Genomic DNA, 20780 nt, shown 5'->3' with positions numbered 1-20780 from the left:
AACGATGCCCTTTTTGATGCCATCTACCATTGCCTGAAGCCCAGGCCGCATGGATTCTATGAGGGCGATTTCTGCAACTGTTCAGACCAGACGAATGCCTGAGCGGAGGCCAACGATGGCATCAGGGTGAGAGCCGCTACGGCCAGTCTGATTGCGTGCATGGGTATCTCCCTGGATTCCGTGAGGGCTGTCAATCTGCTGCATGCTCAACCCGCAAGAATCGGTGGTCTTTCCTGGACTCCGACGGCCTCACACCCTTCAAGGTTTTCTGGGCGGGGGCGGGAGCGATCGAGAAGCTCGTCTTCAACGCTCGCCGGACCACCCTTGAAGGCGCATACGATGGCCTATGGCACAACGTCGCGATGGTGGTGTCGCCGTCGACGAGAAAGGAAAAGCGAGAAGCCAAACCTGCTTCGCAAAGAAGCTGCTGGCGACTTGCCTCCCCAGCAAAAGCCGTTGTTTAAGGTATCATAAAAATTGCATTCAATTGCCGATTAAATTCGTTTGCGCGATATCTAAGAAGGCGGGAGACTACACTGTGTATGCGGCTCGGCCGCAACGAGTGAGCTGGTCTGGGCCTTTGGCAGTCCTGAAAACCTGACGACGCGCCAGCCAGGCAAAAGATATTCCGATGCTGGTGGGCTTGGGAGTTCCCGCTTCACCGCACACGCGATGACACGGGATCGCCAAGGGAGAAGATAATGGCTGAAGGCCATAACAAACTGGACGGGCCGGATCTGGCTCAGGGGATCGCGTTCTCCGATCTTCCCGATGGTGGAAAGCTGGTAGGCTACTGCGGCGATGAACAGGTGCTGCTGGTGCGCCGTGGGGCCGAGGTTTTCGCCGTCGGGGCGACCTGCACACATTACGGCGGGCCGCTCGTCGACGGTCTTGTGGTGGAGGATACCGTTCGGTGTCCCTGGCATCACGCGTGCTTCGATTTGCGCACAGGCGAGGCCTTAAGAGCGCCTGCCTTCAATCCACTCGCTTGCTGGTCGGTTGAGCAGCGCGATGATCGGATATTCGTGGGCGAGAAGCGCAAATGGACGGCACCGAGGCCGCGCGCCGGAGACTCCAGCTTGGTTCCAGGGAAAGTCGTCATTGTCGGCGGCGGCGCGGCCGGTTTCGCGGCGGCGGAAAGACTGCGGCGCGAACACTATCATGGCAGCATCGTCATGATCAGCGACGACGAAGCGCCGCCCGTCGACCGGCCGAACCTCTCCAAGGACTATCTCGCCGGAAAGGCCCCGGAGGATTGGATTCCGCTCCGCGGCGAGAAGTTCTATTCAAAAAACAATATCGACCTGCGTCTCAATACGAAGGCCGTTGACATCGACCTGCGTTCCCGCGAGGTCGTCCTCGCTGATGAAGGAAGGATTCCTTACCACAGGCTGCTGGTTGCAACGGGAGCCGAACCCGTCCGCCTGACCATCCCCGGCGCCGACCTGCCGCACGTTCACACGTTGCGCTCGCTCGCAGACTGCAAGGCGATTATCGAGCAGGCCACCACGGCAAGGCGCGCGATCGTGCTTGGAGCCAGTTTCATTGGGCTCGAGGTTGCCGCGGCCCTGCGGGCGCGCGATATCGAGGTTCATGTCGTGGCGCCGGAAAAACGGCCCATGGAACGGGTCCTGGGGCCGCAAATGGGCGACTTCATCCGCGCCCTCCATGAAGAGCATGGCGTCGTATTCCATCTCGAGAACACGGCGAAAAGCATCGACGGCAGGAAGGTGAAACTCAGCAGCGGCGGCACGTTGGCGGCGGATTTCGTCGTCGTCGGGATCGGCGTGCGGCCGCGGACCGGACTTGCCAAGACGGCGGGGCTGGTCGTTGGCCACGGCGTTGTTGTGGACGCCTTTCTGGAAACGAGCGAGCCAGGGATATTCGCGGCCGGCGACATTGCGCAGTGGCCAGATCCCCACAGTGGCGAGAACATTCGGGTCGAGCATTGGGTGGTTGCAGAGGGGCAGGGGCAAACAGCGGCCCTGAACATGCTCGGCGATCGGGAGAAATTCGCGGCCGTGCCGTTCTTCTGGAGCCAGCATTACGATGTTCCCATCAACTATGTCGGCCATGCCGGACAATGGGATGAGATCGCGGTCGATGAAGACATCACAGCCAAGGATTGTCTGCTGCGCTTCAAACGCGAAGGACGCACGCTGGCTGTTGCCTCGATCTTCCGCGACATCGAAAGTCTGAAGGCAGAGATGGAAATGGAGCACCGGATGGCGACTTAGCAAAGCGCTCTCGGGCGCCGCAGTCCGAAGAAGAGCGCAATGCGAAATGGCTGAGCGGAATGCCGTCGTGACCGAAAGGAGTTCGGATTATGTCCACAATGCAACAGGAACTGAGCACCACCAATGGTTTGGGCACGGTCGCGCCCGCTCAACATTATTCAACGATCGTCAAATTCATGGAGGCGGTCGCTAAAGACGAGCCCAACGAGACGTCGACGTCGGTTGAAATATTCTCGATCAATGGCCAGTGGTACTGCCAGGTCCGTCGCGGCGATGAAAAGACCAAGCCGATGGGCCCGTATACCAAACTACAGGCCGAGCGGATCCAGGAAGCTCGGAGAATGTTGATCGCCAAGAAAGGTACTGCCCGGATCATGTTCGAGTAGGGCGGGGAACATCGACGGTCACGCCAGCCGGCGAACGCTTCATGACGATGATCGTTGTGACACCGAGCTTTTTGAAGCGTCGCACGGCAGAGCTTCGTCCTTCTAACGCTTGATCACAGCTGACGCGCTGCGTTTTGCGGCGCATCGCCGGTTGGGCTTTCTCCCTTAGCAGGATCGACACACTACCATCCAAGGAAGGAAATCCAATGGCCTACAAGTCAATCGTCCTCAATCTCGACATCGACGGTATGGTCGCTCCTGTTATCAAGCTCGGTGTCGATTTGGCCCAGCGGTTCGATGCGCGCCTGATCGGTCTTTCGGCCGCCGACGTTCCGCCGCCGGTTGTAGTGGAAGGAGGAGTGGCCTTCGACGGAGAGAGCATGATGCGCCAGCGCAAGAACATCGAGCGACGAATTGAGGACCTCCGCGCGGAATTCGAAGATCTTGCTGGTGCAACGGTTGAGACGGAATGGCGTGGGGCCGTCGGCAATCCGACCCGCTTGCTGATCGGCTCGGCGCGTGTGGCCGATCTCATCGTCACAGCATCGCCCGAGGGTGCCTCTTCTGGCAACGTCTATCGGTCCACCGATCTCGGCAACCTGATCCTTCAAGCGGGACGACCTGTACTGGTCGCCTCAACCAACCAGGAAAATTTCCGCATCAACAAGGTTCTTGTCGCATGGAAAGACACGCGTGAAGCCAGGCGTGCGGTTACCGATGCTATGCCCTTTTTGCAAATGGCCCCGGAGGTTCGTGTCGTTACGATCGACAATGACGTAACCGACGAAACCTGGAACAGTCTGGATGATGTCGTTGCCTTACTTTCCTTTCACGGCGTAAAGGCGAAGGCGGAAGTGTTTCCGGAAAAATCCGATGGCGGAACGATCGCCGATGTGGCCGACGCGATGCATGCGGATCTGGTCATATCCGGCGCCTACGGCCACAGCAGATTCAGGGAGTGGATCTTCGGCGGCGCTACCCGCTCGCTGCTGGAAAATGATCGATTGAACCGGGTCATGTCGAATTGATCACGTTGCCCGAGAGGTCGGTGCGCACCGTCAGCTTGGAAAATCCGAGCAGGAACCCTCCCCTGGCGGCGCGTTTCGTCGCGCCGTCCCCGGAGCGAGTTGCACGCCGAGGCTGTACGATCGAGTAAGGAGGCTTTTCATGAACTCCACTACACCTGACATTGACTACTTGGACTTCGGCATTGGCATCCTTCTGAGCCAGATCGCAGATGGCGCCATGCTCGCCGGCCATGTTGACAACGAGCCCGTCTTGCTGGCGCGCCGAGGCGAGGAGATATTCGCCGTCGGATCGGTTTGCACGCACTACGGCGCACCGCTCGCCGACGGACTCCTCGTCGGCGACACCGTTCGTTGTCCCTGGCATCATGCCTGCTTCAGTCTGCGTACTGGGGAGGTGCTCCGCGCCCCTGCCCTGACATCGATCCCGTGTTTTGATGTCGAGCGTAAAGACGGCCGCATACGGGTTCGGGCGCGGCGCAAGCCCGCATCGCGCCGGTCGCTTCCAGCCCATTCCGGCCTACCCGACTCGATCGTGATCGTCGGCGGCGGCGCTGCTGGCCTAGCGGCCGCTGAAACCTTCCGGCGTGAGGGCTACGACGGGCGGCTGACGATGCTGAGCGCCGATACGTCGGCCCCGTGCGATCGTCCTAACCTGTCGAAGGGGTATCTCACGGGGACCGCCTCGGACGACTCGAATCCGTTGCGCACGGCTGAATTCTACCAAGATCAGGACATCGAGCTGAAGCTGGGTGCGCGTGTGGGTTCTATCGACACAGGGGCACGGCACGTCGAACTCACTGACGGGACCCGATATGTCTATGACGCGTTGCTGCTGGCCACGGGTGCCGAGCCCGTGCGGCTGGGTACGGGTGACGAACGGCCTCACGTCCGCTACCTGCGGACGCTTGCCGACGCCCATGCGTTGAACGCCGACGCTGTGGCGTCACGTCGGGCCGTGGTGATCGGCGCCAGCTTCATCGGTCTGGAAGTCGCCGCCTCGCTGCGCGCGCGTGGCGTCGACGTCCATGTGGTCGCGCCCGGAGCAATCCCCATGCAGCGGATTCTTGGCAACGACCTCGGGCAGCATATCCGGACGCTTCACGAGCATCATGGTGTGGTCTTCCACCTCGGCACGACGGCGGCTTCGATCGGTGTCGGCGGGGTCACCCTGAAGAATGGGGCCACACTTGCGGCCGATTTTGTTGTCGCGGGGATCGGCGTGCGCCCAACTCTGACACTGGCCAAGCAGGCCGGGTTGGAGCTCGACCGCGGAGTGACGGTGGATCCCTATCTGGAAACCAGCGTGCCGGGGATTTTCGCCGCCGGCGACATCGCCCGCTGGCCCGACCGTCGCACGGGTGAGAACATTCGCGTGGAGCACTGGGTGGTCGCTGAGCGCCAGGGGCAGACCGCTGCGCGCAACATGCTCGGCCGACGTGAGCGGTTCGATTGCGTGCCGTTTTTCTGGACCGAACAGTACGACTTCAGCTTGGCCTACGTCGGCCACGCCGAAGGATGGGACAAGGCAGAAATCGACGGTGATCTCACAGCAAGAGACTGCACGGTCACCTACCGGCGCGGCGGCCAGAAGTTGGCCCAGGCCTTCGTCCATCGGGACTTGGCGGGACTCCGCGCCGAACTGGAGTTCGAGCGGGCGATGGTCAGGAACGAGTGACCGCCAAGATCCAGTCCCTCAGCCTACACCTGAATTGCGTCTGCCCAGGCGGAGCACACAGAATGACCGAACACAAGAAGGTACCACGGCCCCGCGCCGCGACGCTCGTGATGACGAAACGGTTTGAGGTCGGGGATCGGGTGAGTTGGAATTCGGAAGCTGGTCGCGTCAGCGGTACGATCGTTGAGATTCATACCCAAGATGTAGACTACAAGGGCCATACGCATCGCGCGAGCCAGCAGTCTCCACAATACGAGATCAAGAGCAGCAAAACCGACCACGTGGCCCTGCACCGCGGCCAGGTGCTCACCCGATTGAGTGACTGACGGCCCGGCCGAATTGATCGAACCAATCAGGCTGCGTATGCGTGCGGTCATGGCGTTCCGGAGTGCTCCCGTGAAGGATTCATTGCAGAATAGCCGTCGACGATCCCGCTCGCCGCCGGGCGACAACCGTTCGACTGCTGGGGAGTGTCACGGCTGCGCTTAATACGACCGGTGCCGAGTCCGCCGCGAGTTTATCATGACGCCGGGCCATGAAGGGCAGCTGCCCCGCCGAGGATGGCAGCAACCCGGCTGCGAAGATGAGGCGCCAATTCGTTCTCGAACCACGGGTTGCGACGCAGCCAGACTGTACTGCGCCACGAGGGGTGGGGCAGCGGGATCACCGTGGGACCATAGGTGCGCCACGCGGCGACGGTCGCGGTCATCGACGGCCCCGAGGTGTGCTGCAACGCCCACCGTTGAGCGTAACTGCCGACCAGGAGCGTCAGTTCCACCCTCGGCAGGCACGCCAGAAGCGACCGGCGCCAGAGCGTGGCGCACCGGGGCGGTGGCGGATAGTCGCCGCCTTTGGGATTGGTCCCAGGAAAGCAGAACGCCATCGGAGCCACGCCGATCCGCGAGTCCCCATAGAAGACATGGCGATCGAGCCCAAGCCACTCGCGCAACCGATCACCTGAAGGGTCGTCGAACGGCAATCCGCTCTCATGCACCCGTCGTCCTGGCGCTTGGCCGCAGATCAAGAGCCGGGTCTCGGAGGTTACCTGCACCACCGGACGGGGTTCATGGCTGAATTCCCCAGCACATGCGCGACAGGCACGAATGTTCGAGAGTAACGCGTCGAGTTGCGACTCTTCCGAGCTAGCGCATGTTTTGGGGCTTCGCAGGTCGAAGTTAGTTGCAGTAATGTCCACTAGGTCGTTCCATTTTTGAGATGAGAGAAGCCTCCGTGGCATCATGCCCAAACAGGAGGACGGCCGCGATGACGAACAACAGTACGGCGATCACTCGATAAAGGGTTCCGATTTGAGGCGGGTCGCCCGCCCTCCTTGGCCGAGCAGTTCGAAATTCTTGCCGCATAATTGGCCTCGAACCTAGTCTCTTTGCGCTTCCAGCCAGCCGTTGCAACAACCTCATTCATGCTGGTCTTTTGGGTCACTGTTCGGCGGCTCGCGCCTCCGTGATGAGAACGGACACGTTCGACCATGCGGGCTTCTCGGAGAAGCGGCTGCGCACAAACGTCACCAGGTCAGCAAGGTCGCTGGCGGAGAGCGTTCCGCCGAACGCCGGCATGGAGTGGTCGAGAGCGTTCTGGGGCGGCTCGATGCCTTGGTCGATAATGTGGATCAGGTTTCTCGGGTCAGGCCCGCTCACGACGCTGCTTAGCGCCAAAGCCGCCGTGTTGGTGCCGGCGCGGTGGCAGTTCGCGCAGACGCGGGCGAAAGTCGCCTCGCCGCGCTCGGAGGCGGCACCCAGCTGCGACGGTGCCGGCGAAGACGGGCCGAAAGCGACCTTCTCGGCGAAGGACTTGGCTGCCTTCGTCCGCGCGTCCACGTTGGTCTGATCCTGGAAGGAGAGGATATAGGTCGCGATGGCGTAGGCGTCGTCTTCCGAAAGAGAGCCGAGTCCATTGACCACAGCTGTCATGGTACCGGCGGCGATGCCATGATCGCCATCCCAACCATCCAGAAGAAAGTTGACCATAGCGTCGGCCGTCCACGGTGCCGGCGCAGGCGAGGCCATGTTCAGCGCCGGCGCATGCCAACCTTCCAGCGTTTCGCCGGCAAAACGGGCGCTGCTACGGCGCTCGGCACCGAAGATGTTGCGTGGAGTGTGGCATGCGCCGCAATGGCCAATACCCTCAACGAGATAAGCGCCACGATTCCATTGGTCATCGCGTGCCGGGTCGGGCGAGTAGGCGCCTTGGCGCAGGAATAAGAAATTCCAGCCGGCGAGCAGGACGCGCACGTTGTATGGGAACGGCAGTTCGTTCTTCGGTTTTGGCGCACTGACCGGGGGAAGGGTCATCAAATACGCATAGATCGCAGCGATATCGTCGTCCTTGACTTTGGTGAAATGGTCATAGGGGAAGGCAGGGTACAGGTAGCGGCCAAAGCGATCTACGCCCTCCCTGAGCGCGCGGGTGAAGGCGGGCAGTGACCAAGCGCCGATGCCCGTACCGACGTCTGGCGTGATGTTTGTCGAGAGGATCGTGCCAAAGGGCGTCCTGATCTCGCGCCCGCCGGCGAGGGACTCACCCCCCGGCTTTGTATGGCAGACTTCGCAATCACCGATCGCGACGAGGCTAGCGCCCTTATCGATCACGGTCTTGTCGAAGGCGTTGACGGCTAGCGGTTTGATCGCATCAATCTCAGAATATCGGTCTACCCACGCGTAAAGACCTAAGATCACCACTGAGAGGACAATAGGGGCCGAGATCAAATAACGCATGGCGCCCACCCCTTCACGACAGTCCTCCATGTCGACGCATCGGCGGCAAAGGTTCCGTCACAAAATTCAGAATAGCCGCATGCGCGCTACTATCCGGCTTTCTTCACGTAAGCGGCACAACATCATCTCGAAATGGAGTCACCTTCATGCCGCTGCGTCAATTACAGAAAGTATGTGACAAAACCCACGCATAACAGTGCCGGCCTTCTGGTTGGGGAGATCAGCCTTTCTTGGCGTCCATTGCTGCCTTCACGCGATCAGGCGTCAACGGCAGCGTGCGCAACCGCACGCCTGCTGCATCGAATATTGCATTCGTCACTGCTGCGGCAGTCGGCCCCTGACCAGCTTCCCCGGTGCCGAGGAACGGCATGCCCGGCCGATTGATCACCGCCACGTCGATGCTGGGCACTTCCTGGAAAGTGATAATCGGATAGCTCGCCCAATCGGCTGACAGGATTGCCGAATCGCTAAATCTAACTTCCTCCTTGAGCGTCCAACTCAATGACTGGATAACCGCGCCTTCCATCTGGTTGGCGATACCGTTCGGGTTGACGACCTGACCGCTGTCGTCGGCGACCGACGCTCTCAGCACCTGCACCCGCCCGCTACGCGGGGTGACGCGAACCTCTATCGCAACCGCGGTCAACGCCGCGTAGTTCTTGTATCGCGCAAAAGCGATGCCGCGGCCCTGGTTTGGTTTACGCTTGTAGTTGCTCCAGCCGAACAGGTCGGCCGCCTTCGTCAGCACGGCCCGCGCCCGGTCGTCCTTGAGAAAGCGCAGTCGGTACTCGAGCGGGTCCACCTTCGCGTCATGCGCAAGCTCATCGATGAACGACTCCAACGCGAAAACGTTTGCATAGGCGCCGAGCGAGCGCGTAGACGACACGCGAAGCGGCATCTCACTGACAAAATGCGTTGTCACGGTCTGCCCTGGAAACTCGTACAGCGGGATGGCGTTGCGGCCAGCGCCAAAATTCGGACCGGAGATTTCTTTAGGCGTCGGCTGCTCGAACGGCGGATCAAGATAGCGCGCCGACAGGAGATTGCCGGGGTTCCCACCCGGCCGCGTGGCGTGCGACGTGGACCATACGTCGGTTTCCCAATCGAGCACGTTGCCGTCGCCGTCCACGCCGGCCTTGATCTTGATGACCATCGCGGGACCGTAGGGCTCCCACTGGTGCTCCTGGGCGCGCGTGTACTGAAGTTTCACCGTCGTGCCAGGAACCGCAGTTGCTAACAACGCCGCGTCGGCCGCCGCATCATCGGCCATGTTGTGACCGTAGCAACCTGAACCCTGGGTGTGGATGCAGCGGACCTTGTCAGTATCCACCTTCAGCATCTTCGCGATCGCTTCCGCGGTCTGCCACACGCTTTGGCTGTGCGTGTGGATGGTCATCACACCGTCCGCGCCCAGCTGCGCGATAGCCGCCGACGTTCCAATAGAACCGTGCATGACATACGGCCGTTGAAAAGTCGCCTCGATCGTCTTGACGGGTGCGGCGCCGTCTGCGCGCTTCTGGTCGTGGATTATGTTAGGATTGCTCGGCGCCTTCAACAGCCAATCATAAATGCCGGCGTTCCCGATCATGTCGTTGGGAACGTCCCACTTCCCGGCGGTGCCGAGCGCGGCCGAGGCCGCCATGGCCTCGTCTTTCGTCTTGGCTATCACGCCAAGAAAGCTGCCATTGCGCACCACCTTGATCACGCCAGGCATCTTCTCGATCGGCCCGGTGTCGATACTTGTCAGCTTCGATCGGTAGTTGGGCGGTCGAGCGACCATACCGTAGACCACACCATCGGGGTGCATATCTTGAACGAAGGACTCGCCACCGGTCATCTTCGCCGGAATGTCTACGCGAGGCACTGAGGTACCTTCGATCGTGTATGTCGCCGGATCCTTCAGTATCGGCTTGTCGGTTGCTTTGACGTCCAGTGCCTTGCCGACCACGAGTTCCCAGTAGGTCGTGGTCTTGCCATTGGCGGCGGTAATGGTGCCGTCCTTGACCTTCATGGTTTCAGCTGGCTGACCGAGCTTTTCTGCTGCCAACCCAAGAAGGATGCCACGGACTTCGGCCGAAGCATGTTGGACAGCGGTCGCACCGTCAGGCATCGACGTCGAACCCGAGGTGACACCTTCGTCCGGGCAGAGTTTGGTGTCGCCGGCGATGATCTGCAAGCGGCTTAAATCGACGTCGAGCTCTTCGGCGCATACTTGCCCGATGGCGGTTCTGTTGCCTTGGCCGAATTCGACCTTACCGATCAACAGCGTGACGGTTCCGTCCGAGTTGATACGCAGCCAGGAGCTAAGCATCGGGTTATTCTTCATGTCATGCGGAAGACCCGGTCCACCAGCAATACCTAAGGCCTCCGGCGCCTGCTGACCGAACAAATTCGACGGCATGGCAAAGGTCAAAGTAAGGAAGCCAGTCGTTGCGAGAAGCTCGCGCCGGGTCATTTTTTTAAGCATGGTGTTCATGATTGGCCTCCCTATTCCGTCGCGCGCAATACGGCGCGGATGATCCGCGTATGCGTCCCACAGCGGCAGAGGTTGCCATTCAGCGCGGCGCGTACATCTGCTTCGGTTGGCTTGGGATTGCGATCGATGAGCGCTTGGGCGGTCATGATCATCCCCGATAGGCAATAGCCGCATTGCGCCGCCTGCTCGTCAATGAACGCCTGCTGCAGCTTGCTTGCCTTGCCGTTCTCCATGAGGCCGGAAAGCGTGGTGACCGACCGTCCCCCGGCGCTGCTGGCCTTGGTCTGACAGGAGCGGACGACCTCACCGTCAATCATCACGTCGCACGCTCCGCATTGTGACAATCCACAGCCGAATTTCAGGCCGTGTTGCTTCAAATCGTCAGTGAGCACCCATAACAACGTGGCATCGTCTGGCGCGTCTGCGGTGACATCTTGACCGTTGAGTTGGAAATTTAACATCTTCGCATCTCCAGGATCGTCGCATCGGTCTGGTATTGTTTATTCGGTTGGCTTATCAGTTGGAGGCAATGAGAAGCAGAACATCGAAAAGTGCCAGACGAGGTTGCTATTATTTCGAGGCAGCAACAGCGGCTCAACCAGGCTTAGGTTCGTGCAATCTACGAATGTGCAATGAGTGCAAAGTCTCCCGGGCTATCTGTACAAAATCGACAACGTATCTAGCGTTTCGACTGGCGAATTCCGCAAAAGCCTACTGACCGCGGTAGCTATTTGGCAAACGAATAGAAATGTCATTTAAATGCAATTTTTGTGCTGCCACATTGGGTATGTGGATATCGAACTCCAACTAGGTGATCAGGCAACGGTAGATTTCCTCGTTGAGCGTTCGAGTCATGTCGCCGGTGGTGATTGTTTGCCCATTGGCGAGCCAGGCAGAGAGATGGCCTCGGCGATCGCTGCGACGAGGTCGACATGCTCGCTGGAGACAGCCAGTTCGATACCTTTTGAGGCGATGCGTTGTCGTCCGCGCACTACAACGGTGGTTTCCACAAAGGAACTCGCCCTGGACGGCCGCACCCCATGTCACTGACAGCCTCTGGCATCTGGTCCGTTCCCGCCCGCTCGGCACGTCCGGCCGCCAGATCCGGCAGCGACGACCTCTTCTCTCTCGTCGATATGATCTTCCCTGTCTCGTTATGAGCAACATGATGCAAGTATTGAGACGAGCGTCGGGCCGAGCCAACCTTCGCCCACGAAACCGACCGACGCCGCGCTTGGCGGATTTTCCGGAGCCCAAATGTGGGTGCTATCTATCTGACAAATGATTTCGATTGACCTTTGAACGCAATTTTTATGTTATACTGCCTATGGACATCGAGCTCGCTCGCACTTTTATCGAGATTGTTTCCAGCGGAAGCTTCATCCGGGCGTCGGAACGTTTGAATGTTGCTCAAACGACCGTGAGCGCGCGAATTCGCAGCCTTGAGCAACAACTAGGTCGACCGCTTTTCGTCCGGCATAAAGGCGGCGCTTCGCTCACCCCTGCTGGCGAACAATTCCTGCGCCACGCTCCGATGTTCGTCCAGCTATGGCAGCGCACCCTTCATCAGGTTGCTGTCCCGCCAGGCCGTCGCGCCGTTCTGACTGTCGGCAGCGAAGTCAGTCTTGCTCAACCTCTTCTGCTCGACTGGGTTCGATGTATGCGGCGATCCCTTCCGGATATTGCACTTCGGGTACACGTCGATGTGCCGCAGGATTTGATCAATCAAGTCGCGTCGGGAATGGTCGACATTGCCATCATGTACGCACCCCCGCACAGACCGGGCTTGAAGATCGATCTGGTTCTTGAGGAAAAACTCGTCCTCGTAACTACCAATTCAGAAGCGCACCTCCTGGACGGATCCGATTATGTTTATATGGATTGGGGGCCAGACTTTACGCTTCACCATGGGATGAATTTCCCGAGTGCTGCGCCGGATCTTTCTTTCGACCTCGGTCCGCTCGCACTCAACTATGTACTTGCGGCCGGCGGTTCCGGCTATTTCAGGCTGAGCGAAGCGCGGTCTCACATTGCGGCCGGGCGCCTCCACCTCGTACCTGAAATGCCGCAGTTCTCCTACCCGGTCTATGCGGTGCAATCTGCTAACGCCGATGAAACCGTAGCGGTCCCTGCCTTGGCAGGACTGCATGCCATCGCGAGCGGCGACATCAAACCATAAGAATTCTGGTACGACGTTCAGGGATTCGGTTGGATTGACGGGAACAAAAGATCAACTGTCGTTCCAACGCCGGGTTCGCTTGCAATGCTAACGTGGCCACCAACCATTTGCACGAATGCACGTACCTGCGACAGCCCTATTCCGGTACCCTTCTCACCCTTGGTCGTAAAGTAGTGAGTGAACACCTTTCGCAAGACGTCTTCAGGCATGCCGCAACCGGGGTCCTTGACGCGAACGCGCGCATAGCTTCCCGGCCCGGGCGGATCAGGTGATGCCGCCGTCTGTACCATTCGCCCGGTAATGACTCGGATCTCGCCGCCATTTGGCATGGCATCGCGTGCATTGATGACGAGATTAAGCACTGCTGCGTCGAAAAATGCCGGGTCAATCAGGCACGCCGGGACATCGGAACCTAGTTCGAGCTTAACGCGGACATCTGGCCCGCCGCCATATCTCAAGAAAGGTTCAAAACTCCTTAGAAATTCATTCATGTCGCCAGTGTGAGCGTCGAGTTCTTGATGCTTTGCAAAGGCGAGCAATAGCGACGTCAATTCGACCCCTCGATCGATCCCTTCCCGCGCTGCCGCAATGTAGGCACGCACACTTTCGGGCTCGTCTGCTCTCCGCTCGGCGAGCCCGAGCCCGGATTCGATTACTGTCAGGAGATTTCTGAAATCATGGGCTATACCGCCGGTCATTTCGCCCAGCGCGGCAAGCCGGTGCGTTGCGCGCTCCCGTTGCTCGGCTGCAGTTTGGACATCGAGAGGCGTGTCCGGCACCTGGGTGCGCGCGTCGCGCTCCGACTGAGATGGTGGTTGAGTTTCACACGGAAACACGCAGCCTGTCATGAAAGTCGCCCCTACAGGTCACTGACGACGCTCGAGAAGCTCGCGCTCTCCTTCGTATCGTCTTATTCGGTCCATTTGTTGCCAAGGGTCGTGCCTCTCATGCGCATGATCTAAGCGCGCCGGACGATCCCTTTCGTCATGATGTCTTCGATGGTCGGAAATGCCTTGAGGGCCTCCGCCGGTAAGTCGCCATTCGATCCGACCAGTTGAGGCCAGCCATGTGCCTCGGGTTCGCCGACGATAATACGGCCGACCATTCCAGCATGCTCATGAGGGATGCAATAATAATCGTAGACCCCTTGCTCGGTGAAGGTAACCGAAAAGCTCTCGTTGGGCAGGAGGTAGTCGGAATCCCACGGCTTTGCGGCCTTGGGCATACGGAGCGGTCGCTCGAAGTTTGCCGGATTATACGCCGTCGTCGTGTGCGAATTGCCAGGATTGAGATTGGTCCAGCGGATCGTCTGTCCTGGTTTGATCAGAATGCCGATCGGGTCGAACCAGACGTGTGAGCCGTCGTCGCGCCCTTGCATCCTGATGTCCACCACCTCGCCGGCCCACGCGGTCAACGGGAATAGGGAAAGGGCGGCGGCAAGCCCGCCGCCCGCGCCCAGCATCTCACGACGCGTGAGTGTCATTTGGCGACCCGCGCTTCGTCGGCGACCGAGACATGCCACAGCACGACGTGGGCATGCGGGACTTCGACGCCTGGATGGCCGGCATTGTAGTAGACGTCGACATGGTCGACATTTCCGCCCGGTGCCGCGAGGTTGTCAAAACGCTTATCCGGGTTGAGATCCTTGATCGGCAACATGTAGATCGTGCTGACAAGCTTGCCATCGTGATCATAAGCAAGGAACGGACCGGCTGGCAGTGTCGCGGGATCGACGAAGAGCTGGCCCATGCCCGGCAGAAAGTCAGGCAACTTCACTAGCTTGCTTACCTGTTGGTAAGGCGCGGCCGGCGGCGACTTGGCGACCTCAGATGCCGCCATGGCGCAAAGCGAACTGGCCATTGTCACGACAAGTGCGAGGACGAGCTTTTTCATAGGGGTATCTCCTTGTTGAATTCAAAAGCCGCGATGGCCGAATTTGGGAGACCGATAAAAATGTGATTTCGCTGTAGATACGGCCTGTTCCCGCCGCAAGTAAGTAAGAGACCCTTATGTTCGTCAAACGAAATTAACTGGCATTTCAGTGCACTATTTCTGCATGCCTGCGTTCTGTTTGGTATCTTTTGGATCCAATTTGAGACCTATGAATCCTGCTTCCGAACCTATTGGGCAGGTTCGGAAACGCGCGTTGGCGGGATGTCGTTTGCCAGCAAGCCACCACAAGGCAAACCGTGTTGCACGCCCCGTCGCGGCTGCCTTTTGTTCGTCCGAACCTTGACTAAGTTCGCGGTAAGGCCGGAATTCCCTGCCCCGCGCTGTTTGCTTGATTTCGAAAAACCTTTCACTACATTTGAGTTGCCATGAATAGTTCCACGCTCCATTTTCGGCGAGAGCCGCAGCGCCTCAAAGCAGGCCTCTAGCCCGGACGCGGAAAGACCCTGGCTTTGCGTCCGGGACAGCCAGATTCCAATTCAGTCCAAAGTGAACATCGCCTTGCGTAGGCAATGTGGCCGAGCGCTCGTTCGCAATCGCGTTTGGATCAGCTTAGAGGCGACTGTGATGATCCCCCATCTCTTGTCAGAAGAAGACATTTCGCTTGACCTCGCCACAAAGGGAAAGCATTCGGCCTTGTCGAGGATCGCCGTCAGGATTGCACGGAGATCCCGGCTGGACGAGCAGATGGTTCTCCGCGGTCTTTTGCACCGCGAGTTCCTCGGCTCGACGGGTATCGGCCGCGGCGTGGCGATCCCACACGCTTTGTTCGACATGATCTCTTCGCCTGTCGCGTCTTTCACACGATTGGCTCCGCCTATCGATTTCGACGGACCGGACGACGATCCCGTCGATATGGTTTACACGTTACTCTGGCCGCGCTCCGCCGCTTCCGCCTTCCTTCCCGCTCTTTCACAGGTGTGCAGGGTGCTTCGGGCACCTCGGACTCGAGAGGGACTGCGACAGGCGCAGTCAGCCGGTGAGGTGATGGCGATACTCAATGCTGACCTGCGTCCGGCCATTTCCACCAACTCGCACGCTTACCAGGCCGGGCTTCATGCCTAGGCAGTTAAGCAATGCCTAGACGCATTAGTTGCGGACGTACGCCGCGGGCATCGTGTGCTGGCGTCAACCGTCACAACGGGTCTTTCTGTCCCCGCTACTGTCAGATGGCGACGCGGTCCAGATAGATCGGACGCTTCATACTGCAGAGGATGTTGGCCATGCCGATCTTCGTCGTCGTGGCGCGTGCGATGCCGATGGTTCGGATGAACAGCTCCATAGGGCTCTTCTGCTCGGCAAAGACATGCTCGACGCTCGAGCGCACCTTCGACTTGATGTTGTGGGCGCGTCGGGCGGCCTCCGGCATCGGCCTGCTTTTAGGCTTATGGCGAGGATTTGGCTGACGAAGCCGTTCTTCTGGCCGGTGCCAATCAAGCCCGTCGAAACTCTGACGGAGCAACACCTGCATGCTGACGATAGACGCGGCTAAAATGTCCGGCATTTGGAAAACCACACCTGTAAGCGATTTCACTGATTTGCAGGTCGCTGGTTCCCAATAGCGTTCTCGCATAGTGCAAGCGCAGCGCAAGATAGGCCGCCACAGGGCCCGTTTGTATTTCTGTGGCAAACAATCGCTCAAGCTGGCGGCGTGAGACCCCAAGTTTGCTGGCGATTTCCGTCACAGTGATTTTTTCCTGCAGATTACTTTCCATGAGAAGCAAAGCACGCCTGATGTGGCGGCTTTTGGCCTTCGGAAACAGCTCTCCGTTGGGCTGCGCGTCACGGCCTGTTCTGATTCTGTCTAGGACCAAAATTTTCGCAGCTTTCTCTGCCGCTTTGCCGCCAGCATGCTTAGAGGCAAAGTAACTGGCCAAGTCAGCTGCCCCGGCACCTCCAGCGCAGGTGGCGCGATTTCCATCAATTGAAAATAATGTGTCCGCGTGCGCGCGGACGTGTGGGAATGCATTCCGAAATTCCTTGACGTGAAACCAGCTCACGCAGGCTCGATAGTTGTCGAGCAGACCATAATGCGCCAGTACGAAACTGCCGGTGCATAAAGCCGTGAGCGGCACATCTCGCTGTGCGGCCCGTCGGAGAAAGGCCTCCTTTTCGCCGCTGAGGTACTGCGTGCCGTTGAGCAATCCCCCGACAACAACGATATTGTCGTATTCCTGCGGATCCGTGATTTGCCTCGTGGGCAGTAACTCAACACCGCAACTCGAGCGGATTGGAAGACCCCTCTCTCCAACAATCTGCCAGTCGAACTTCCCACGCCGGCTGCGGTCGTCGTCATCGCCCGCAAGGCGCAGTGTGTCGAGAAACAGCGACAGTGGGGAAAGTGTAAAGTTTCGGGCGAGCAGGAAGCCAAAACGCAATAGCAATCCTCCTATTCCCCCGGCAGGATGTGGCTCGCGTCGGCGCGCCACTTGGCGCCCGCAGTGAGTTGGCGCGCTGCACGATAGAAATTGTCGCGCCGCCAGTCGGTGTAGGTGATGTTATCGCCAAAGCTGCGGCGGTAGGGCTGGCCGCCGTCGATACCGGCCGAAATCGTCGACGCCTTGTCGCTGTCGAGGACCATGCCGTATTTGCGGCCGAGGTAGCAGTAGAGCCAGCCGGAATAGTAATTGATGCAATGGTAGGACGTGAACAGCGTTGCATCCACATTGTTCTCCGTCATCCAGCGACGGATATCGTTCTGGCGCCGTTTCATCTCAGCTTCGGAGAACGGCGAATACTCCTTTTCGCCATTGTGCCACGAAATCAGATGCAACACGTCGTCGGTCATCGCGCTGTTCCCTCCCGCAAGGTTGATGCAGGAAGCTACGATGTGGTGGGCGCATCAGGAAAATTTATTCGCCTGATAGTCACATTTTGAAAAATTATGGAGGCCGCCGAGGAATTTGTCGCGACGGGCGAGTGATTAAGAACACTTATCCTCGGATATCGACTTCTCATTTCCGACGCGAGGGCCAAATTTTTATAGTCCGCATCCAACCTGAAACCCGATTTGGATGCGGAGGAAACAATGAACGTCTACGCCAAGGGCGTGCCCAACGAATTGTTGCGTTTGCAGAAGATGCATAATGGCGAGAAGGCTGTCGCTACCTTCAGCGCCGCCGAGATGACGCGCCGCCAGGATGGGTTGCGCAGAATTCTGGCCGACCTGAAGCTCGACGCGGCGGTGCTGACCTCCTACCACAATATCTGCTATTTCTCGGATTTCATGTTCTGCTATTTCGGTCGGCGTTATGCTTTCGTGGTCACCCCGCAGAAGGCGGTGTCGGTCTCGGCCGGCATCGATGCGGGCCAGCCATGGCGTCGAACGTTCGGCGATAACATTACCTACACCGACTGGCAGCGCGACAATTACTTCTACACCCTGCAGCAGACGTTGCCCGGGGTGAAGCGTATTGGCATCGAGTTCGATCACGTCAACCTCGAGTTCAGGAAACTCTTGCAAGACGCCTTCCCGAGCGTCGAGTTCGTCGACATCGGCGCGCCGACTATGTGGCTGCGCACGATCAAATCGGCCGAGGAAATCGTCCTGATCAAGGAAGGCGCGCGCACCGCCGATATCGGCGGCGAAGCCATTCGCAAGGCGATCCGCGAGAACGTTCCCGAGTATGAAGTCGCGCTGGCCGGCACGCAGTCCATGGTCCGGCATATCGCCACGACCTTCCCGCATGCCGAACTGATGGATACCTGGGTCTGGTTCCAGTCGGGAATCAACACCGACGGCGCGCACAACCCGGTCACCTCGCGCAAGGTTCAGAAGGGCGATATCCTCTCGCTCAACTGCTTCCCGATGATTTCGGGCTACTACACCGCGCTGGAGCGCACGCTGTTCCTTGACCATGCCAGCGACGAGCATTTGCGGATTTGGGAGATCAACTGCGACGTGCACCGTCGTGGGTTGGAACTCTTGAAGCCCGGCGCACGCTGCGGCGATGTCGCGACGGAGCTGAACGAAATCTACCGCAGTCACAATCTGCTCGGCTACCGCTCGTTCGGTTACGGCCACTCCTTTGGAGTGCTGTCGCACTATTATGGCCGCGAAGCCGGCGTCGAATTGCGCGAAGACATCAACACCGTGCTGCAACCAGGCATGGTTGTCTCCATGGAACCGATGCTGACCATCCCGGAAGGACTGCCCGGTGCCGGCGGCTATCGAGAGCACGACATCCTCGTGATGACTGAAGACGGCGCTGAAAACATCACCAAGTTCCCGTTCGGCCCACAGCATAATATCGTCAAGGCGTGATCGCACACTGCGGCCGTTTCTGGTGGGCCTTCCTGGAAAGGAAGGCCCACTTGCGTTTGTTTGGAACCGCGTGATCTAATCGGTAAATGTGGAGCTAATCATGCGCAGCATCCCGACCGACCTCCTCCGCGCCTTTGTCACCGTCATCGACTTACGCGGCTATACGCGGGCCGGAGAAAAGCTCGGCCGCACGCAGCCGGCGATCGGCCTGCAGATGAAGCGGCTTCAAGAATTGCTTGGCGTCTCGCTCTTTGCAAAGGAAGGCGGCGCACAGATCACCGAACAGGGTGAGCTCGTCGCCGGCTACGCGCGCCAGATCCTGGCTCTCAACGACGACATGATGCTGAAGCTCTCCAAGCGTGACAACAAGGGCAGGCTGCGGCTCGGCATTCCCAACGACTACGCCGATCATTTCCTGCCCAAGCTGATGGCCAGCCTGGCGCGCGACGGCGGCGACCTTACCTTCGACGTCGTCTGTGATCTCTCGCATAATCTGCTGCAGGGCTTGCGCAACGGCCTCTTCGACATTGTGGTGGCGATGACGCCGGACGGGCCTTCCGAAGGCGCGTTCATGACCTGGAAGGAGAGGCTGGCCTGGGTGTCTGGGGCACAATCGCCAAATTTACCGGAGGATTTCGCAAGAGAAAGGGAGCTGCGGATCGTCTGTTATCCCGAGGGATGCCTCTATCGCCGCAACATGCTCACAGCGCTGCAGCGCGACGGCCGCAATTTCGAGATCGTCTACACAAGCCCAAGCCTCTCAGGCCTGGAGGCCGCCGTAGGCGCCGATTTCGGCGTTACGGTGCTGGCGCGCCGGATCATTCCGGCAAAGCTCAGGATCATTGAACCGTCGAGCCATCTTCCCCGGCTCGCCGATGTCGTGGTCGGCATCTATGTCAGCCCCGACCGCAAACGGTCCTCCGTGGCGCAGAGTTTTGCCGCCCGATTCGCCGATATGTTCGTCGCCGGCGAAGGCACCGCCAAGGTCGGTTGAGAACAGCTTTCGGGTCCAGCCCCGAAGAAAGCGGCGGCTGGGTCGGCTACTTCACACGACGCAGGGTCAGCAGCGCTAGCATTGCGAACAGGATGATCGACAGCGCAAGCAGCAGCGTCGCGGCAGCCATGATGGTCGGATTGATCTGGTCGCGGATGCCGGAAAACATCTGGACGGGGAGCGTCCGCTGCTCGGCCGCCGTCATGAACAGCGCAACGACCACCTCATCGAAAGAGGTGGCAAAGGCGAAGATTGCGCCGGAAATGACTCCTGGCATGATGTTCGGCAGCGTGACGCGAAAGAACGCCGACGACGGCGGAGCGCCTAGGCTTAATGCCGCCCGAGTGAGGTTGGTGTCGTAAGTGGAAAGCGTCGCTGTCACCGTGATGACCACGAAAGGAGTGGCAAGTGCGGTGTGCGCCAAGACGAGGCCGGTGCGCGTGTTCGTCAGGCCGAACTGACCGAAGAAGAGATAGCTGCCGACAGCCACGATGACGATCGGTACGATCATTGGCGAGATCAGCAATGCCATGGTCAGGCGGCGCGCCGGGAAATCGGGGCGCGATATGCCGAGTGCCGCCAACGTGCCGAGCGTGGTGGCCAGGATCGTGGTCATCACCGCCGCGACGGCACTGTTGAAGATGGCATTCATCCAGCGCGCATTGCCAAAGAAATCGGCATACCAGCGCAAGGAATATTCCCGCACCGGCAAGGTGAAGAACGGGTCCTTGGAGAAGGACAGCGGCACGATGATGAACAGCGGTGCAATCAGGAACAGGAGCACCGCGATGGCGAACATCACCACCAGCGTGCGCATCAGGCGTTCAGACGGCGTCGCGTAGGAAGGCAGCCACATGGC

The 20780-nt window shown here is 59.3% G+C and carries 21 protein-coding genes; 9 read left to right on the top strand and 12 right to left on the bottom strand.

Annotated elements, in window-relative coordinates; all coding sequences use genetic code 11:
- The first annotated feature begins 701 nt into the window (after positions 1-701).
- The 5 genes from EJ076_RS10920 (at position 702) to EJ076_RS10900 (ending at position 5652) form a co-directional block, all read left to right on the top strand.
- Positions 702-2237 (top strand): FAD-dependent oxidoreductase, encoded by a 1536-nt coding sequence (locus tag EJ076_RS10920; RefSeq protein ID WP_126067803.1) that lies wholly within the window; start codon positions 702-704, stop codon positions 2235-2237.
- 98 nt (positions 2238-2335) lie between these two features.
- Positions 2336-2623: a hypothetical protein gene (locus EJ076_RS10915; protein WP_126067802.1), complete on the top strand. Its 288-nt coding sequence runs from the start codon at positions 2336-2338 to the stop codon at positions 2621-2623.
- Between the two features lie 206 nt (positions 2624-2829).
- A complete protein-coding gene (locus EJ076_RS10910) occupies positions 2830-3651 on the top strand; it encodes a universal stress protein (protein ID WP_126067801.1) in 822 nt (273 codons plus the stop codon).
- Between the two features lie 139 nt (positions 3652-3790).
- Complete coding sequence (locus EJ076_RS10905) at positions 3791-5326, top strand: FAD-dependent oxidoreductase (protein WP_126067800.1); 1536 nt, start codon at positions 3791-3793, stop codon at positions 5324-5326.
- A 110-nt stretch (positions 5327-5436) separates the two neighbouring features.
- Positions 5437-5652: a DUF2945 domain-containing protein gene (locus EJ076_RS10900; protein ID WP_126071015.1), complete on the top strand. Its 216-nt coding sequence runs from the start codon at positions 5437-5439 to the stop codon at positions 5650-5652.
- 194 nt (positions 5653-5846) lie between these two features.
- Here EJ076_RS10900 and EJ076_RS10895 read toward each other — a convergent pair whose 3' ends face one another.
- The 5 genes from EJ076_RS10895 to EJ076_RS35170 all read right to left on the bottom strand — a co-directional run bounded on the left by EJ076_RS10895 (position 5847) and on the right by EJ076_RS35170 (position 11544).
- Entirely contained in the window at positions 5847-6563 is a 717-nt protein-coding gene (locus EJ076_RS10895; protein ID WP_126071014.1) for a uracil-DNA glycosylase family protein, read from the bottom strand.
- Positions 6564-6762: 199 nt separating this feature from the next.
- On the bottom strand, positions 6763-8058 hold the full coding sequence (locus tag EJ076_RS10885) for a cytochrome c (protein WP_164548605.1): 1296 nt from the start codon (positions 8056-8058) through the stop codon (positions 6763-6765).
- 220 nt (positions 8059-8278) lie between these two features.
- Positions 8279-10534: a molybdopterin cofactor-binding domain-containing protein gene (locus EJ076_RS10880; protein WP_206438786.1), complete on the bottom strand. Its 2256-nt coding sequence runs from the start codon at positions 10532-10534 to the stop codon at positions 8279-8281.
- Between the two features lie 11 nt (positions 10535-10545).
- On the bottom strand, positions 10546-10995 hold the full coding sequence (locus EJ076_RS10875; RefSeq protein WP_126067797.1) for a (2Fe-2S)-binding protein: 450 nt from the start codon (positions 10993-10995) through the stop codon (positions 10546-10548).
- Between the two features lie 390 nt (positions 10996-11385).
- On the bottom strand, positions 11386-11544 hold the full coding sequence (locus tag EJ076_RS35170) for a hypothetical protein (protein ID WP_164548604.1): 159 nt from the start codon (positions 11542-11544) through the stop codon (positions 11386-11388).
- Between the two features lie 281 nt (positions 11545-11825).
- Between EJ076_RS35170 and EJ076_RS10870 the strand changes: the two genes are divergently transcribed.
- Positions 11826-12713: a LysR family transcriptional regulator gene (locus EJ076_RS10870; RefSeq protein ID WP_245463015.1), complete on the top strand. Its 888-nt coding sequence runs from the start codon at positions 11826-11828 to the stop codon at positions 12711-12713.
- Positions 12714-12730: 17 nt separating this feature from the next.
- Here EJ076_RS10870 and EJ076_RS10865 read toward each other — a convergent pair whose 3' ends face one another.
- The 3 genes from EJ076_RS10865 to EJ076_RS10855 all read right to left on the bottom strand — a co-directional run bounded on the left by EJ076_RS10865 (position 12731) and on the right by EJ076_RS10855 (position 14606).
- Entirely contained in the window at positions 12731-13561 is an 831-nt protein-coding gene (locus EJ076_RS10865; protein WP_126067796.1) for an ATP-binding protein, read from the bottom strand.
- Positions 13562-13671: 110 nt separating this feature from the next.
- On the bottom strand, positions 13672-14175 hold the full coding sequence (locus tag EJ076_RS10860; protein WP_245463014.1) for a plastocyanin/azurin family copper-binding protein: 504 nt from the start codon (positions 14173-14175) through the stop codon (positions 13672-13674).
- Positions 14176-14192: 17 nt separating this feature from the next.
- The gene (locus EJ076_RS10855; RefSeq protein ID WP_126067795.1) at positions 14193-14606 is read right to left on the bottom strand and encodes a DUF5602 domain-containing protein; all 414 of its coding nucleotides are present in this window, start codon (positions 14604-14606) and stop codon (positions 14193-14195) included.
- Between the two features lie 624 nt (positions 14607-15230).
- Between EJ076_RS10855 and EJ076_RS10850 the strand changes: the two genes are divergently transcribed.
- On the top strand, positions 15231-15728 hold the full coding sequence (locus tag EJ076_RS10850; protein ID WP_126067794.1) for a PTS sugar transporter subunit IIA: 498 nt from the start codon (positions 15231-15233) through the stop codon (positions 15726-15728).
- Between the two features lie 100 nt (positions 15729-15828).
- On the opposite strand, the gene EJ076_RS10845 is transcribed toward EJ076_RS10850, so the two are convergent.
- The 3 genes from EJ076_RS10845 to EJ076_RS10835 form a co-directional block, all read right to left on the bottom strand.
- On the bottom strand, positions 15829-16032 hold the full coding sequence (locus tag EJ076_RS10845; protein ID WP_126067793.1) for a hypothetical protein: 204 nt from the start codon (positions 16030-16032) through the stop codon (positions 15829-15831).
- 64 nt (positions 16033-16096) lie between these two features.
- Positions 16097-17041, bottom strand: a complete 945-nt coding sequence (locus EJ076_RS10840; RefSeq protein ID WP_245463013.1) for a GlxA family transcriptional regulator — start codon at positions 17039-17041, stop codon at positions 16097-16099.
- An 11-nt stretch (positions 17042-17052) separates the two neighbouring features.
- Complete coding sequence (locus EJ076_RS10835; protein ID WP_245463012.1) at positions 17053-17451, bottom strand: hypothetical protein; 399 nt, start codon at positions 17449-17451, stop codon at positions 17053-17055.
- A gap of 261 nt (positions 17452-17712) precedes the next feature.
- Here EJ076_RS10835 and EJ076_RS10830 point away from each other — a divergent pair, with 261 nt between their 5' ends.
- On the top strand, positions 17713-18927 hold the full coding sequence (locus tag EJ076_RS10830; RefSeq protein WP_126071010.1) for a M24 family metallopeptidase: 1215 nt from the start codon (positions 17713-17715) through the stop codon (positions 18925-18927).
- Between the two features lie 100 nt (positions 18928-19027).
- Positions 19028-19921, top strand: coding sequence for a LysR family transcriptional regulator (locus EJ076_RS10825; protein ID WP_126067791.1), 894 nt, complete (start codon positions 19028-19030; stop codon positions 19919-19921).
- Between the two features lie 46 nt (positions 19922-19967).
- On the opposite strand, the gene EJ076_RS10820 is transcribed toward EJ076_RS10825, so the two are convergent.
- Positions 19968-20777, bottom strand: coding sequence for an ABC transporter permease (locus EJ076_RS10820; protein WP_126067790.1), 810 nt, complete (start codon positions 20775-20777; stop codon positions 19968-19970).
- Positions 20778-20780: the final 3 nt, after the last annotated feature.

Source organism: Mesorhizobium sp. M7D.F.Ca.US.005.01.1.1 (assembly GCF_003952545.1).
GTDB classification, from domain to species: Bacteria; Pseudomonadota; Alphaproteobacteria; order Rhizobiales; family Rhizobiaceae; genus Mesorhizobium; species Mesorhizobium loti.
This window is presented reverse-complemented; position numbering and strand designations above follow the sequence as displayed.